Source organism: Nonomuraea marmarensis (assembly GCF_043197025.1).
Classification (GTDB): domain Bacteria; phylum Actinomycetota; class Actinomycetes; order Streptosporangiales; family Streptosporangiaceae; genus Nonomuraea; species Nonomuraea marmarensis.
This window is the reverse complement of sequence record NZ_JBICRM010000005.1, coordinates 323,105-337,618: the sequence shown is the minus strand read 5'-3', so window position 1 is coordinate 337,618 and position 14,514 is coordinate 323,105. Positions and strand designations below refer to the sequence as shown.

General features: G+C 70.8%; 21 protein-coding genes. 14 read left to right on the top strand and 7 right to left on the bottom strand.

Features of this window, described 5'->3' with window-relative positions:
- The first annotated feature begins 1 nt into the window (after window position 1).
- From ACFLIM_RS10855 to ACFLIM_RS10825, 7 genes are all read left to right on the top strand, one after another.
- Complete coding sequence (locus tag ACFLIM_RS10855) at window positions 2-205, top strand: hypothetical protein (RefSeq protein ID WP_393164351.1); 204 nt, start codon at window positions 2-4, stop codon at window positions 203-205.
- Window positions 206-214: 9 nt separating this feature from the next.
- Window positions 215-670, top strand: a complete 456-nt coding sequence (locus ACFLIM_RS10850) for a Clp protease N-terminal domain-containing protein (RefSeq protein ID WP_393164349.1) — start codon at window positions 215-217, stop codon at window positions 668-670.
- Window positions 671-717: 47 nt separating this feature from the next.
- Complete coding sequence (locus ACFLIM_RS10845) at window positions 718-1,482, top strand: class I SAM-dependent methyltransferase (RefSeq protein ID WP_393164348.1); 765 nt, start codon at window positions 718-720, stop codon at window positions 1,480-1,482.
- Window positions 1,466-1,837, top strand: coding sequence for a VOC family protein (locus ACFLIM_RS10840; protein ID WP_393164347.1), 372 nt, complete (start codon window positions 1,466-1,468; stop codon window positions 1,835-1,837). The genes ACFLIM_RS10845 and ACFLIM_RS10840 overlap by 17 nt, the downstream gene beginning before the upstream one ends.
- 132 nt (window positions 1,838-1,969) lie before the next feature.
- Complete coding sequence (locus ACFLIM_RS10835) at window positions 1,970-2,248, top strand: SHOCT domain-containing protein (RefSeq protein ID WP_393164346.1); 279 nt, start codon at window positions 1,970-1,972, stop codon at window positions 2,246-2,248.
- 88 nt (window positions 2,249-2,336) lie between these two features.
- A complete protein-coding gene (locus ACFLIM_RS10830) occupies window positions 2,337-3,218 on the top strand; it encodes an urease accessory protein UreH domain-containing protein (RefSeq protein ID WP_393164431.1) in 882 nt (293 codons plus the stop codon).
- Window positions 3,219-3,291: 73 nt separating this feature from the next.
- A complete protein-coding gene (locus ACFLIM_RS10825; protein WP_393164344.1) occupies window positions 3,292-4,650 on the top strand; it encodes a tetratricopeptide repeat protein in 1,359 nt (452 codons plus the stop codon).
- Here ACFLIM_RS10825 and ACFLIM_RS10820 read toward each other — a convergent pair.
- Window positions 4,647-5,015 (bottom strand): VOC family protein, encoded by a 369-nt coding sequence (locus tag ACFLIM_RS10820; protein WP_393164342.1) that lies wholly within the window; start codon window positions 5,013-5,015, stop codon window positions 4,647-4,649. The two genes, ACFLIM_RS10825 and ACFLIM_RS10820, sit on opposite strands and share 4 nt — an antisense overlap.
- A 60-nt stretch (window positions 5,016-5,075) precedes the next feature.
- On the opposite strand from ACFLIM_RS10820, the gene ACFLIM_RS10815 reads away from it, so the two are divergent.
- Together ACFLIM_RS10815 and ACFLIM_RS10810 are read left to right on the top strand one after the other, a co-directional pair.
- A complete protein-coding gene (locus ACFLIM_RS10815; protein WP_393164341.1) occupies window positions 5,076-5,393 on the top strand; it encodes a PadR family transcriptional regulator in 318 nt (105 codons plus the stop codon).
- Window positions 5,390-5,845, top strand: coding sequence for a VOC family protein (locus ACFLIM_RS10810; protein WP_393164340.1), 456 nt, complete (start codon window positions 5,390-5,392; stop codon window positions 5,843-5,845). Before ACFLIM_RS10815 ends, ACFLIM_RS10810 begins: the two co-directional genes overlap by 4 nt.
- Here the strand turns inward: ACFLIM_RS10810 and ald are convergent.
- Window positions 5,842-6,951: an alanine dehydrogenase gene (gene ald / locus ACFLIM_RS10805; protein ID WP_393164338.1), complete on the bottom strand. Its 1,110-nt coding sequence runs from the start codon at window positions 6,949-6,951 to the stop codon at window positions 5,842-5,844. The two genes, ACFLIM_RS10810 and ald, sit on opposite strands and share 4 nt — an antisense overlap.
- 49 nt (window positions 6,952-7,000) lie before the next feature.
- Entirely contained in the window at window positions 7,001-8,383 is a 1,383-nt protein-coding gene (locus ACFLIM_RS10800) for an aspartate aminotransferase family protein (protein WP_393164336.1), read from the bottom strand.
- 262 nt (window positions 8,384-8,645) lie between these two features.
- Between ACFLIM_RS10800 and ACFLIM_RS10795 the strand changes: the two genes are divergently transcribed.
- Together ACFLIM_RS10795 and ACFLIM_RS10790 are read left to right on the top strand one after the other, a co-directional pair.
- Entirely contained in the window at window positions 8,646-10,001 is a 1,356-nt protein-coding gene (locus ACFLIM_RS10795; RefSeq protein ID WP_393164334.1) for a dipeptidase, read from the top strand.
- 86 nt (window positions 10,002-10,087) lie between these two features.
- Window positions 10,088-10,465, top strand: coding sequence for a VOC family protein (locus ACFLIM_RS10790; protein ID WP_393164333.1), 378 nt, complete (start codon window positions 10,088-10,090; stop codon window positions 10,463-10,465).
- A gap of 60 nt (window positions 10,466-10,525) precedes the next feature.
- Here the strand turns inward: ACFLIM_RS10790 and ACFLIM_RS10785 are convergent, their stop codons facing one another.
- The 3 genes from ACFLIM_RS10785 to ACFLIM_RS10775 are packed head-to-tail and all read right to left on the bottom strand — an operon-like array spanning window position 10,526 to window position 11,462.
- Window positions 10,526-10,690 carry a hypothetical protein gene (locus ACFLIM_RS10785; protein ID WP_393164332.1) on the bottom strand — a complete coding sequence of 55 codons (165 nt, stop codon included), beginning with the start codon at window positions 10,688-10,690 and terminating at the stop codon, window positions 10,526-10,528.
- 9 nt (window positions 10,691-10,699) lie between these two features.
- The gene (locus tag ACFLIM_RS10780; protein ID WP_393164331.1) at window positions 10,700-11,287 is read right to left on the bottom strand and encodes a winged helix-turn-helix domain-containing protein; all 588 of its coding nucleotides are present in this window, start codon (window positions 11,285-11,287) and stop codon (window positions 10,700-10,702) included.
- A gap of 49 nt (window positions 11,288-11,336) precedes the next feature.
- Window positions 11,337-11,462, bottom strand: a complete 126-nt coding sequence (locus ACFLIM_RS10775; protein WP_393164329.1) for a hypothetical protein — start codon at window positions 11,460-11,462, stop codon at window positions 11,337-11,339.
- 216 nt (window positions 11,463-11,678) lie between these two features.
- Between ACFLIM_RS10775 and ACFLIM_RS10770 the strand changes: the two genes are divergently transcribed.
- Entirely contained in the window at window positions 11,679-12,329 is a 651-nt protein-coding gene (locus ACFLIM_RS10770) for an alpha/beta fold hydrolase (protein ID WP_393164328.1), read from the top strand.
- On the opposite strand, the gene ACFLIM_RS10765 is transcribed toward ACFLIM_RS10770, so the two are convergent.
- Window positions 12,308-12,838 carry a cysteine dioxygenase family protein gene (locus ACFLIM_RS10765; RefSeq protein ID WP_393164327.1) on the bottom strand — a complete coding sequence of 177 codons (531 nt, stop codon included), beginning with the start codon at window positions 12,836-12,838 and terminating at the stop codon, window positions 12,308-12,310. The two genes, ACFLIM_RS10770 and ACFLIM_RS10765, sit on opposite strands and share 22 nt — an antisense overlap.
- Before the next feature lie 110 nt (window positions 12,839-12,948).
- Between ACFLIM_RS10765 and ACFLIM_RS10760 the strand changes: the two genes are divergently transcribed.
- Window positions 12,949-13,809 carry a LysR family transcriptional regulator gene (locus tag ACFLIM_RS10760; RefSeq protein WP_393164325.1) on the top strand — a complete coding sequence of 287 codons (861 nt, stop codon included), beginning with the start codon at window positions 12,949-12,951 and terminating at the stop codon, window positions 13,807-13,809.
- A 21-nt stretch (window positions 13,810-13,830) separates the two neighbouring features.
- Window positions 13,831-14,457 carry a LysE family translocator gene (locus ACFLIM_RS10755; protein ID WP_393164324.1) on the top strand — a complete coding sequence of 209 codons (627 nt, stop codon included), beginning with the start codon at window positions 13,831-13,833 and terminating at the stop codon, window positions 14,455-14,457.
- The last annotated feature ends 57 nt before the right edge of the window (window positions 14,458-14,514 follow it).

Genomic DNA, 14,514 nt, shown 5'->3' with positions numbered 1-14,514 from the left:
CGTGGACGTAACAGAGCTGTCCGAGCGAATCAGGTCCGGCGACCCCGCCATGGGACTGCGGGCGGTGGGCGCGCTGCACCGGCTGGCCGAGCAGGTCGAGGCGATCTCCGTGGCGCTGGCCAGGGAGCAGGGCTGGACCTGGGAGCAGATCGGCGACGCGCTCGGCATGTCACGGCAGTCCGTGCACGCCAAATACGGGAAGTGAGGATTCGCGATGTTCGGCAGGGAGAGGACGCCGTTCCACGTGGTCATCAAGGCCGCGTTCGAGGAGGCCAGGCAGCGCGGGGATCGGCGGATGGGCACCGAGCACCTGCTGCTCGGACTCCTGCACGAACCACGCGCAGCGCGGGCGCTGGGCGTGGACGTGGCCGGCGCACGGGCCGCGCTCGAAGAGCTCGACAAGGCGGCGCTGCGCATGCTCGGCCTCGAGGTCGGCGACATGCCGCGGGTGCCGCGCAAGCATCCCCCGGTCCCGGGGACGGCGCTGACCTCCAGCGCTCGCGCGGTCATCAACCAGGCCATCAAGGGCACGACGATGAAGACCAGGTCGGCGGAAGCGCCGCGGCACCTGGTGCTCGCACTGCTCCAGCAGGGCCGACCCGATCCGGTCGCGCAGCTCGTCGACCAGCTCGGCATCGACCGCGCGGCCGTACGCAGCCGGATCGCATGACCGAAATTTGGTTGAACCTCCAGCCGGGCCGCTGACAAGGTCGAAGGATGGGGCGCACGTACGACGATCTCGTCCGGGAGGCGGACACCGTCTCCGTCGACGGCTGGGAGTTCTCCTGGCTGGACGGCCGGGCCACCGAGGAGCGGCCCTCGTGGGGCTACGCCAGGCTGCTCGGCGAGCGCATGGCCGGGGCCCGGGCCGCGCTCGACATCCAGACCGGTGGCGGCGAGATCCTGGCGGGCGTGCCGAAACTGCCGCCGGTGACCGTGGCGACCGAGTCGTGGCCGCCCAACCTCAAGCTGGCGACCTCCCGGCTGCGGGCGCGCGGGGCCTGGGTGGTGGCCGACGACGAGGAGCCGCGCCTGCCGTTCAGGAGCGGGGTCTTCGACCTGGTGACCAGCCGCCATCCCGTGGAGACGTGGTGGGATGAGATCGCCCGCGTATTGCGGCCCGGCGGGGCCTACTTCTCCCAGCAGGTCGGGCCCAGGAGCGTCTTCGAGCTGGCCGAGTTCTTCATGGGACCTCGGGACGGCTCGGCCCGCGATCCCGAGAAGGCCAGGGCGGCGGCGGAATCCGCCGGGCTGGAGGTCGTCGACCTGCGGTTCGAGCGGTTGCGGATGGAGTTCGGCGACGTCGGGGCGGTGATCTACTTCCTGCGGAAGGTGATCTGGACCGTGCCGGGGTTCTCGGTCGAGCGTTATCGGGCCAGGCTGCGCGAGATGCACGAGCTGATCGAGGCCGATGGGCCGTTCGTCGCTCATTCCTCCCGGTTCCTCATCGAGGCGAGGCGGCCCGGTGGCCAGGCTGCATGACGTGGTGGTGGACTGCCGGCATCCGGCCTCGCTGGCCAGGTTCTGGGCGGCGGCGCTCGACGGCTATGCCGTGGCGCCCTATGACGCGGCCGAGCTCGCGCGGCTGCGCAGCGAGGGCGTCGACGACCCCGAGGACGATCCGACGGTGCTGGTCGAGGGCGGGCCGCCGCGGTTGTGGTTCCAGCGGGTGCCCGAGCGCAAGGTCGTCAAGAACCGCCTGCACCTCGACCTGCGCGCCGACGACCTCGACGGCGAGCTCGACCGGCTGATCGGGCTGGGCGCCAAGCTGCTGGCCACGTACGACGACTGGGTGGTCCCGGCCGATCCCGAGGGCAACGAGTTCTGCCTGGCCTAGAAACTACCCCTGCGGGTGTACAGGCGACCCGCCTGGAGCACTCCCCGGGGTGGAGCTGAAGTAGAGACTCGCGGGCGATTCGGCGAGCTCCCGGTTTGCGGATCCTTGAGGTAACACGTCAAGGAGGAGAACATGAACACGATCGCACAGTGGGCCCCTCACTGGGGCGGCGGCGGCGGTTTCTGGCCGATCATCCCGGTTTTCTGGGGCCTGTTCTGGGTCGCCGTCGTCGCGCTCGCCATCACGGCCCGGCGCAAGGGCTGGTGGGGACCCCGCCACGCCCACGCCGCCGCGCCCACCATGCCCACCGCGTCCGCGGAGCAGATCCTCGCCGAGCGGTACGCCCGGGGCGAGATGAGCGATGACGAATACTTCGAAAAGATATCCGTTCTCAAAGGCGGCATGTCGTAAACATCACTAAGGGTGCATTAAGTGTCACTGGCCGCATCCGTGGAGCAGCGTTACGTTTCGTATACGGCTTCCATAGGAGAGTGGGTCACTGAGCACGACAACCCTGTTCGCGGGCGGTGTCGCCGCCGGGCTCCTGGCGGGGACCGCCTCATGCGCCGCGGCCCAGGGCGGGCTGCTCATGGGACTGGTCGACCGGCACCACGGGCGCGATCCGGCGATGGTGGGCTGGTTCCTGGCCGGGCGGCTGGCCTCGTACACCGCTGTCGGGGCGCTGCTCGGGCTGCTGGGCTCGGCCGTCAGCCTGCCGCCGCAGGCGCGGGCGGTGCTGCTCGTCGCGGCCGGCGTCACCGTGATCGTCTTCGCCGTCCGGCTCATGAGGCGCGGGCACTGCGCGGCGACGCCCGAGACCGAGCCTCCTTCGAAGTACAAGGCGCCCCTGCTGGGCGCGGCCACCATCCTGGTGCCCTGCGGCGTGACGCTCGGCGTGGAGATGATCGCGGTCTCCAGCGGCTCTCCGGTGACGGGGGCGGCGGCCATGGCGGGGTTCGTGGTCGGCAGCGCTCCCGCTTTCGCGCTGCTCGGGTACGTGTTGCGGCGCGTCTCCCGGACCAGGCTGGCCAGGTTCGCCGGGGTCGTGGCGATCGGCGCGGGGCTGTGGACCATCGGCGCCGGGGTGAGCCTGGGCGGCTGGTCGCCCGCCGCTGCGCCGCCCGTGTCGGGACCCGGGGCTCAGACGGTCACCGTGTGGGCGACCCGCGACGGTTACCGGCCGGCCATGGTGACGGCGCGGGCGGGCGTACCGGTCGAGGTGGTCTTCAAGCTGATGGACCGGGGGTGCACCGGCACGGTGGCGATCGGCGGGCGCGACGTGGCGCTGCCGGCCACCGTGCGGCTGCCGCCGCAACGGCCCGGCTCGCTCCGGTACGTCTGCGGGATGGGCATGTATACGGGCTTCATCAACTTCTCGTAGGGCCTTGTCGGCGATTACCGTTCGCGATCGCGCGATCACGTGCCACGCTGTCGCCATGGCCTGGCAAGGAGAGGTGGCAGTACCGGCCCCGCGCGTGGGAGACGAACCCGAGCTGCTGGCCGCCGCGCAGGGGGGCGACGCGCAGGCCGCGCACCGGCTCGGCAAGCTCTACGCCCAGCACGGCGACCGCGCGGCCGCCCGGCTCTGGTGGGAGCGGGCCGCCGCGGGCGGCAACATCGACAGCGCCTACAACCTGGGCATCTGGCACGAGAAGCACGGCAGCCTGGAGGAGGCCGTCAGCTGGTACGAGATCGCCGCCGGCACCGGCGACGCCGAGGCCGCGGCCAACCTGGCGACGCTCCTGCTGGAGCAGCGCGGCGACCTGGAGGCGGCCAGGAGCTGGTTCGAGAGCGCGGCCAGGGCCGGGTCCAGGACCGCGGCTCGCCGGCTGGCGCTGCTGTGCGAGGACGCGGGCGAGCTGGCGGCGGCGCGCGAGTGGCACCGCCAGGCGGCCGGCGACGGCGACGTGGCCTCGGCGTACGATCTCGGCTTCCTGGCGTACTCGGCCGGCGAGGACGAGGAGACCGTGCGCTGGTGGGAATACGCGGCCAGGGGCGGCCACGCCGAGTCCGCGTACTGCATGGGCCTCTACCTGCACGCCAGCCGCGACCCCGAGGGCGCGGAGGTCTACTACCGGCTGGCCGCCAAGAGCGAGCACCCGGGCGCCGCCTCCCGGCTCGGCGGGGTCGCGCTGTCCAGGGGCGACCTGCGTACGGCCCGCGCCTGGTTCGAGCGGGCCGCGGCGGCGGGGCGCATCGAGGGCCAGCGGATGGCCGGGTTCGTGTGCGTGGAGTTGGGCGACTGCGCGGCGGCCAGCCACTGGTTCGGCAGGGCGGCGGCCGGCGGGGACGCCGAGTCGGCCTACGACTACGGCCTGCTGCTCATCGCCGAGTTCGGCGACCTGGCCGGGGGGCAACACTGGTTCCGGCAGGCGGCGCGGGCCGGGCACCACGGGGCCGCCGTCGAGCTGGGCGGACTGCTGTCGGTGGCCGGCGAGCACGGCGAGGCGCAGGAATGGTTGTCCGACCCGCCGCCACCCGCGTGGGGGCGGCCCGCCGAGCCCGAGCTGGCCGCCAGGGCCGAGCTGGCCGCGGCCGCCACCGGGCGCCGGGGCGGCGTGCCGCTGGCCGTGGCGGATCTGACGGAGGTCCTGGGCACGTGGGACCTGGTGACCAGGCCGCTGCACGACCATTCGGACGTGATCGGGTGGCTGGTGGCGCGCAGCGGGGTGCACGCGAGCGCGATCGAGCACCTGGCGTCGGTGCGCGGCACGCTGCTGCGCCCGGGCAGCGCGCCGTGGCCGAGCACGGGCGAGATCCAGCACGTCCTGGCCACCGCCCGCGACCTGCGGCGACGGCTGGGTGTGCGTTAGCGCTGTCCCAGGTGGAACAGGTGGCCTGCGTCGTCCTTGAAGACCGCTGACCAGCCCCAGGGCTCCTGCTTGGGCTCCTGGGTGAACTCGACGCCGCGCGCCGCGAGCTCACGATGCGTCTGGACGATGTCGTCGGCGTGGAACAGCACGTAGTTGGGCATGTCCTTGGCCAGCCCGGGCCAGTTGGGGTCGGCCTTGAAGATGACCAGCCGGGCGCCGCCGCCCGGCGGCTCGACCTCGATCCAGCGGTCCGCGCCGTACGGCATGTCGGTGGTGACCTTGAAGCCCATCTTGCCGGTCCAGAAGTCGACCGCCTGCTGCTGGTCCTCGACGTAGATGGTGACCTGGCTGATGCTGAGCGCCATCGCTCCCCCTAAGGTTGTATCCAAGATGGATATAACCACTGTGGTGCTATCGTGTCAATCATGCTCACGGCCGCCGGGTTCCACGTGCTCCTCGCGCTGGCCAGCGGTTCCGGGCATGGTTACGCGGTGATGCGGTTCGTCGAGGAGGTCAGCGGCGGCGCGGTCCGGCTGGGTCCCGGCACGCTCTACCGGACCATCAGCCGCCTGGTGGCCGACGGCCTGGTGGTGGAGTCCGAGGAGGGCGACCCGGCGGCGCCGCACGACGCCAGGCGGCGCTACTACCGGCTGACCCCGCAGGGTGAGCAGGCCGCGCGGACCGAGGCGGCGCTGCTGGCCCGCCTGGTGACGGCGGCGAGAGAGGCAGGGCTGATCACATGACATCGCTTCGGCCGCAGGGGTTGTGCCCCCATCTGTTCGTGATCGACGCCGAGGCGGCCATCGCCTTCTACCGCGAGGGGCTCGGGGCGGTGGAGGTGTTCCGCAACACATTGCCCACCGGGGTGATCCTCTTCGTGGAGCTGCAGCTCGGCGCGGGGCGGCTGCTGGTCAGCGAGGAGACGCCCGCGCTCGGCGCCTTTGCCCCGCCGACGCTGGGCGGGAGCCCGGTGCTGATCCTGCTGGAGGTGGCCGACCCGGACGCGGTGGCCGAGCGGGCGGTGGCGGCGGGGGCCGAGGTGGAGCTGCCGGTGCGGGAGATGTTCTGGGGCGAACGGTACGGCGTGTTGCGCGACCCGTTCGGGCACCGGTGGGCGGTGACGACGGCCAGGGAGCAGCTCACCCCGGACGAGATCGTGGAGGGCACGGCGGCCGAGCCGTACCCTCCTGACTAGACCAGCTCGGACACGGGCGTGTAGGGCAGTCCGAGCGCCTCGGCGACCGGCTGGTTGGTCAGCAGGCCGTCGTGCGTGTTGAGCCCGCCCGCGAGCCCCTTGTCCTTCTGCAGCGCCTCGCGCCAGCCCAGGTTGGCCAGCTTGACCGCGTACGGGAGGGTCGCGTTCGTCAGGGCGTACGTGGAGGTGTTGGCCACGGAGCCCGGCATGTTGGCCACGCAGTAGAAGACCGAGCCGTGCACCTTGTACGTGGGCGCGGCGTGCGTGGTCGGGCGCGAGTCCTCGAAGCAGCCGCCCTGGTCGATGGCGATGTCGACGAGCACCGAGCCCGGCTTCATGCGCGAGACCAGGTCGTTGGAGACCAGCGTCGGGGCCTTGGCGCCGGGGATCAGCACCGCGCCGATGACCAGGTCCGCCTGCAGGACCTCCTGCTCGATCGCGTACGACGTCGAGACCAGGGTCTTGAGCCGGCCCTGGTAGATGGCGTCGATGAAGCGCAGGCGGTCGACGTTCGTGTCGAGCACGGTCACGTCAGCACCCATGCCGACGGCGATCTGGGCCGCGTTCAGCCCGGACACGCCGCCGCCGATCACGACCACCTTCGCGGGCGCCACGCCGGGCACCCCACCGGGCAGGACGCCCCGCCCGCCGTTGAACCGCATCAGGTTGTACGCGCCCACCTGCGGCGCCAGCCGGCCCGCGACCTCGGACATCGGGGCCAGCAGCGGCAACGCGTTGCCCACCTGCACGGTCTCGTACGCGATGCCCGTCGTCTTCGCGCCGAGCAGCGCGTCCGTGCACGGGCGGGAGGCGGCCAGGTGCAGGTACGTGAACAGCACCAGGCCCGCACGCAGCCGGTGGTACTCCTCGGCGATCGGCTCCTTCACCTTGAGCACCATGTTCGCCTCGCCCCAGACGGCGTCGGCACTGTCGAGGATCTTCGCACCCGCCGAGAGGTACTCCTCGTCCGTGATGTGCGAGCCCAGGCCCGCGCCTCGCTGGACGAGTACGTCGTGGCCGTTGCGCACCAGTTCGTGCACGCCTGCCGGGGTGGCGGCGACACGGTATTCGTGGTTCTTGACCTCGGCGGGAACGCCGATCTTCATGAGTGGATCCTTTCGCGAACCAGCACGCCGTCGTACCGGATTGAGGGTCTTAGAGGCGCGCCCACGCCTCGGTGAGCACGTTTCGGAGAATGGAGCCGATCTCGTCGAACTCCTTGGGGCCCGCGATCAGCGGCGGCGACAGCTGGATGACGGGGTCGCCGCGGTCGTCGGCGCGGCAGTAGAGGCCCGCCTCGAACAGCGCCTTCGACAGGAACCCGCGCAGCAGCCGCTCCGACTCCTGGGCGTTGAACGTCTCCTTGGTGGTCTTGTCCTTGACCAGCTCGATGCCCCAGAAGTAGCCGGCGCCGCGCACGTCGCCGACGATCGGCAGGTCGCGCAGGCCGTCGAGGGTGGCCTTGAACAGCGGCTCGTTCTCCGTCACGTGGCCGAGCAGGTCCTCGCGCTCGAAGATGTCGAGGTTGGCCAGCGCGACGGCGGACGAGACCGGGTGGCCGCCGAACGTGTAGCCGTGCGCGAACATGGTGTCGCCGTTCTTGAACGGCTCGAACAGCCGCTCGTGCGCGATCATGGCGCCGATGGGCGAGTAGCCGCTGGTCAGGCCCTTGGCGCAGGTGATGATGTCCGGCACGTAGTCGAACTTCTGGCCGCCGAACATGGTGCCGAGCCGGCCGAAGGCGCAGATGACCTCGTCGGAGACGAGCAGGACGTCGTACTCGTCGCAGATCTCGCGCAGCCGCTGGAAGTAGCCGGGAGGGGGCGGGAAGCAACCGCCGGCGTTCTGGACGGGCTCGGCGAAGACGGCGGCCACCGTGTCGGGGCCCTCCATCTCGATGGCGCGGGCCACCCGCTCGGCGGCCCAGAAGCCGTACTCCTCGGGCGTCATGCCCTTGATGCCGGAGATCTCGTCGGCGCGGTAGTGGTTGGTGTTGGGCACGCGGATGGAGCCGGGCACGAGCGGCTCGAACATCTCCTTGAGCGCCGGGATGCCGGTGATCGACAACGCGCCCTGCGGGGTGCCGTGGTAGGCGATCTGGCGGCTGATGACCTTGTGCTTGAGCGGCTTGCCGACCAGCTTGTAGTACTGCTTGGCCAGCTTCCACGCCGACTCGACCGCCTCGCCGCCGCCGGTGGTGAAGAAGACGCGGTTCAGGTCACCGGGAGTGTACGTTGCCAGGCGCTGGGCCAGCTCGGCCGCCTTCGGGTGCGCGTAGGACCACAACGGGAAGAAGGCCAGCTCCTGGGCCTGCTTGGCGGCGGCTTCGGCCAGCTCCTGCCGCCCGTGGCCGACCTGGACCACGAACAGCCCGGCCAGGCCGTCGAGGTAGCGCTTGCCGTGGATGTCGTAGACGTAGGACCCCTCACCACGCACGATGGTCGGGATCTCGGACTGCTGGTAGGCGCTGTGCCTGGTGAAGTGCAACCACAGGTTGTCTTGCGCGGCCTTGAGGACGTCGTTTTCCGGCTGCGTCATGGTTATCTTCCCTCGTGTCTGAACTTCCCACAGTCTGCATGCTCACCTGCGGTTTGCCAAGCGAATCGGTCGCAGCACTATGCAGGATAATCGAGATCCGCAGAACCCCAATGTAACGACGACGAAATCCGCATGTAGATTGGCGCGCGGGTCATGCCGGTATCCGCACTGCGGAGCCTTCTGTGATCCAATGAGAGCAAAATGCCCAGAACCGGTTCCCAACAGTCGAGAACCGCAGAGAACAACCCCGGGGGACCGTCCCGTGACTCCTGACCAGATCGAGAGCGCTGTCGCTGCCGCGATGCCACAGGCCGTCGAGGAGCTCAGGCGGCTCGCCGCCATCCCGTCCGTGGCCTTCCCCGGACACCCGGAAGAGCCGGTGTTCGCCGCCGCCGCGATGACCGAGGAGCTGCTGCGTTCCGTCGGCCTGCCGCGCGTCCAGCAGGTCGCCGTGGAGGGCAGCTTCCCCGCCGTCTACGGCGAGGCCCCCGCCCCGCCCGGCGCGCCCACCGTCCTGCTCTACGCGCACTACGACGTGCAGCCCGCCGGTGACCCGGCCGCGTGGCGCACACCGCCGTTCGAGCCGACCCTGATCGACGGCCGGCTGTACGGGCGGGGCTGCGCGGACGACAAGTCGGGCCTCATCTCGCACATCACCGCCCTGCGGGCCTTCCAGGGGCGGTTCCCCGTGGGCATCAAGGTCATCATCGAGGGCCAGGAGGAATACGCGGGCGAGCGCCTGGAGGCGTTCGTGGAGCGCAACCCCGACCTGCTGCGGGCCGACGCCATCGTGGTGGCCGACACCGGCAACCCGCGCGTCGGCGACCCGGCGGTCACCACGTCGCTGCGGGGCATGGCCGCGTTCACCATCGAGGTCCGCACGCTGCGCGAGGCGGTGCACAGCGGCTCGTTCGGCGGCGCCGCCCCGGACGCGCTGGCAGCCCTGATGCGCATGCTGACCTCGCTGCACGACGACAACGGCGACATCCGCGTCCCGGGGCTGCCGCGGGGCAACTTCCTGGGGCAGGGGCCGTCGGAGGAGGAGTTCAGGAAGACGGCGGGCGTGCTCGACGGGGTCTCGCTGGTGGGCTCGGGTTCGCTGGCGGACCGGTTGTGGTCGTCGTACGCGATCACGGTGACCGGCCTGGACGTGCCGACGGTGTCCGGGGCCGTGAACGCGGTCCAGCCGGCGGCGCGGGCCCGGGTAACGGTGCGCGTGCCTCCGGCCGGGGACCCGAAGACGACGGTCAACGCGGTGGTGGAGTTCCTGCGGCAGGTGGCGCCGTGGGGGGCGCAGGTGGCGTTCGGGGACTTCACGGTGGGGTCCGGCTACCAGGCGGACTCGGGCGGCAAGGCCCGCGCGGCCCTGAACCGGGCGATGGAGCGCGCCTTCGGCCGGCCGCCTCGGGACGTGGGCGCGGGCGGGTCGATCCCGCTGGTGAACACGCTGCTGAAGCAGTTCCCCGCGGCGGAGATCCTGCTGTTCGGGGCGGAGGACGAGGACGCGGCCATCCACGCGCCCAACGAGCGGGTTGACCTGGAGGAGCTGCGCCGGGTGGCCACCACGGAGGCCCTTTTCCTGCGCGAGCTGAGCCTCCCCTCGGCACTGGGCATCTAGTCCCGGCCCGAAACTGGGCGAGCGGCGATGAGTTTCGCTGTGCTCACCGGTCTAACCCGATGAGCACCGCGAAAAGGAGGCCCGAAGTGGGCGAACAAGTGAGCATCACCGGCGTGCGGACCATCGGCGTACCCGTCACCGACCAGGACCGCGCCGTTGACTTCTTCGTGGGCGTACTGGGGTTGGAGAAGCGCCTGGACGCCCCGCTCGAGCAGCTCGGCGGGCGGTGGATCGAGGTGGCGGCCCCGGGATCGGCCACTTCGATCGCGCTCATTCCGGCGTCCCCGAAAGTGCCGGCCGGCGTCGAGACGGGGATCCGGCTCACGGCGACGGACGCCGCAGCGCTGCACAAGGAGCTGGTGGCGCGCGGGGTGGACGTGGGCGAGCTGCTGTTGTGGGCCGGCGTCCCGCCGATGTTCGGCTTCCGCGACCCGGACGGCAACGGTTTCGAGATCGTCGAGTAGCCCCGCTCACCACTGGGCCATCAGGGATGCCGTGGCCATCCGGCACCAGCCCGGGCTGGACTAGGCACGTCGGTGCACGAGCCGGAGGCCCGTCTCCACCAGGACCCAGCCCAGGCGCGTCTCCCAGGTTACGGATGGCCGTCGTTCCCGGCGGTGGCGCGCCGCCTCGGCTTGCAGTTCGCGGGCTCGCACGCGCTCGACGTACAGGTATAACTCTGGATACATCACCCCTCCTCAGGTACGGAACGGAAAGCCGTACGTGTGCACGACGACGTTCTCCCGGCCCTCCGTGTCGCCCGCCTCGCGGGCCGAAGTCCCGTGGGCCCGCCACTTCATCACGATCTCGTTGATCTCCTCGCCGAGCCGCCGCAGCTCCTCGGCCGTGAGCGCCATCGGGTATTCGGAGCTGAACGCCGCGCTGCGCCAGTCGTCCGGCCAGGCCGCCTGCGTGTCGAGGTAGCTCTCGTACATCTCGTTGCGCTGGCGGGCGTGCATGCGCGACACGGCCATGTGGACGGCGGCGCGCTCGGGGGCGTCGCGGAAGTCCTCGTCCCTGGTGCTGATGGCGGTGGCCGTGGGCTGCCACCAGCGTTCCCTGGCGTCCCCGCGGCCCTCTTCCGCCTCCTCGATGATGCCGTGCTTGGCCAGCTTGCGCAGGTGGTAGCTGACCAGCGAGACGGCCTCGTCGACCTGGTCGGCGAGTTGCGAGGCGGTCGCCGTGCCCGCGACGTTGAGGGCGCGGTAGAGCTTCATGCGCAGCGGGTGCCCCAGGGCCTTGAGCGTGTCGAGGTCCTTGATGCGGTGGGTCTTCTCGGCAGGCATGGCACCAGCCTAGAAGCGAAAGAGAATTTTCGCAAATAAATTTTCGTATCTAGCAGCGCCAGCGCGTCTGGCTGTAGACGCCCTTGCGGAAGCCCAGCACCTTGTCCGGCGCGACCGCGAACACCAGAGCCGCCTCGGCGCTGAACCGCGCGTCCAGCTTCGTGGTCGGTTCCATGATCGCTCCTTCGGTACGGCGTGCGCATGAACAGACTCGCCCGGCGTCAGGAACTCATCGCGGGGCCCGGAAATCGGCGCACTATCCCGTCACCACCGACGTCCCCGGGCCCTCGGCCAGGTGTCAGGATGGGACGTATCGCCGTCAAGCCGGCCTGGGTGGGGGTGCTGGCCTTCCAGACGCGCCTGCCCGGCTCATGATCTGGAGGTATGCACAATGGCGACGTTCGCGCTGATCCACGGCGGCGGAGGCTCCGCCTGGGACTGGCACCTGCTGGAGGCCGAGCTGCGCGGCCGCGGCCATGACGTGGTGGCGGTGGACCTGCCGGTCGAGGACGAGTCGGCCAGCCTGCTCGACTACGCCGACAGCGTGGCCGCGGCCGTCGGGGAGCGCCGCGACCTGGTCGTGGTGGCGCATTCGTGGGGCGGCTTCGTCGGCCCGCTCGTGTGCGCCCGGATTCCCGCCGAGCTGCTGGTGCTGGTGACGGCCATGATCCCGGCCCCCGGGGAGCCGCCGTCCGACTGGTGGGGCAACACGGGGTTCGGCCACAAGGACATGGACGACCCCATCGGGTTGTTCCTGCACGACGTGCCCAAGGAGCTGGCGGAAGAGCTGCTGACGAAGGGGCGCAACCACGCCGACAAGGCGCTGGCGGAGCCGTGGCCGCTGGACAAGTGGCCGGACGTGCCGACCAGGTTCCTGCTGTGCCGCGACGACCGGTTCTTCACGCCCGACTTCATGCGCGAGGTCGTACGCGACCGGCTCGGCATCACGCCCGACGAGATCGACGGCAGCCACTCGCCCATGCTGGCCAGGCCCGCGGAGCTGGCCGACCGGCTGGAGGGTTACCTGACGGGCAGGTCGTAGACGCGGCGCACGCTGCTGCCCAGCCTGCTCACGTCGGCGCCGTACACGTGCAGCGACACCCCGACCTCCGCGCTGATGTTGCGCACCATGTGGATGTCCCCCGGCGGCGCGAACCCGCTGACCTCGCCCGGCCGGTTGTCCGCCCGCCCGATCTCCACCAGGTGGTCGCCCATGTCCCGGTAGAGGGTCTCGTGCTCGATGCCGCTGAGGATGCCGAACGTGCACCAGGACACGTGGTCGTGGATCACCGTGTACTGGCCGGGGCGCCACACGACCGCGACGATCGAGAAGTCGTCCCGCGCGTGCAGCAGGTGGGAGACGTACGTGTCGGGTGAGCCCTCGCGTTCTTGCGGGGTGAGGAGGCCGAGGCCGGGGAGGCGGTCGCGGAGCAGGTCGGCGACGGCGTAGGCGGTCTCGCGGGGCGTTCGCCGCAGGCCGACGATCTCGGAGATGCCGGACACCAGTGCGTCGAGTCCGGGTCTGGCGGTGGTGATGGTCGCCATATCCATGGTATTCCCCTAGGGAAAGACGATAACCTGACTTCCCTCTCTACGGTGCTACGTCCTGACCGATAGGTCCAACAGAAGTTTTCTGGGCCATACATAGATACGATTGATGAATGCTCGATGTCGTACGCCTGCGCGTCCTCGTCGCGATCGCTCGCAAGGGCTCGCTGACCGCGGCCGCCAAAGAGCTCCACTACTCCCAGCCCTCGGTCAGCCACCACCTGTCCCGGCTGGAGGCGGAGACCGGCGCCCGGCTCGTACAGCGGGTGGGGCGCGGCATCAGGCTCACGGAGGCGGGCCGGCTGCTCGCCGAGCGGTCCGCGGAGATCATCGGCCGCCTCGACGCCACGGCCGAGGAGCTCGCCGCGCACGTGGGGCTGCGTTCGGGGCGGGCGCGGCTGGCCGCCTTCCCCTCCGCGCTGGGCACGTTCATCCCGAAGGCGGCCGGGCTGCTGGCCCGCGCCCACCCCGGGCTGCGCCTGCAGCTCACGGAGACCGAGCCGCCGGAGGCGCTCAGGCTGCTGCGCGCGGGGCGGGTGGACGTGGCGGTGATCTTCCGGTACGACGACACCGCCCCCGAGGACAACGGCCTGCACCTGGTCCACCTGCTCGACGACCCCAGCTACCTGGTGGCGAACGGCCCGGCGGGCGAGCCGGCCGACCATGCGGAGTCCTCGTGGATCGCGGGGTGCGACCGGTGCCGCAGCCACCTGCTGGACATCTGTGAGAAGGCGGGGTTCGAGCCGCGGATCTCGTTCACCAGCGACGACATCGTGGCCGTGCAGGCGCTGGTGGCGGCGGGCCTGGGCCTGACGATGCTGCCGGGGCTCGCGCTCAGGGCCCACCGCAACCCGGACGTGGAGGTGGCAGAGGTGCCGGGCTCGACCAGGCACGTGTACGCCGCCGTCTACGGCGAACCACCCCATCCCCCGGCCACGGAGGCACTGGTGAAGGCCCTGCGAGAAAGCCTTTGACGCCAGCCCTACGATGGCCCCATGCCGGACATTCCAACACTTGCCGTCTTCTGCGCGGCCACCCTCGGGCTGCTGCTGGTGCCCGGGCCGGCGGTCCTCTACATCGTCACCAGGAGCGTCTCGCAAGGCCGCTCGGCGGGCCTGATCTCGGTGCTCGGCGTGCATACGGGCTCACTGGTGCACATCGGCGCCGCGGCCCTGGGCATCAGCGCGCTGCTGGCCGCCTCGGCCACGGCGTTCACCGTGGTCAAGTACGTGGGCGTGGCCTACCTGCTCTGGCTCGGCGTACGCAAGCTGATGCGGCGGGGTGAGACCGAGGAGCCGATCGAGCTGCGGGTGCAGTCGAAGCGGCGGTTGTTCTGGGAGGGGTTCGTGGTCAACGTGCTCAACCCGAAGACGGCCATCTTCTTCCTGGCGTTCCTGCCGCAGTTCACCAACCCCGACGTGGGGCCGGTCGGGCCGCAGATCCTGTTGCTCGGGCTGTTGTGGCTGGTGCTCGGGATGGCTTCGGATGGCACGTACGCGATGCTCGCCTCGGCCCTGGCCGGTCGGGTACGCAGGTCGACCCGTGCGCGGCGGCGGCTGGACGTGGGCAGCGGGCTCGTGTACCTGGGGCTGGCGGCGTGGCTCACGACCGAGAAGGCCTGACAAGCCAGGAAATTTCCGTTCCATAGTGCGATAGTGAGATCTGATCGAGGACGGCAC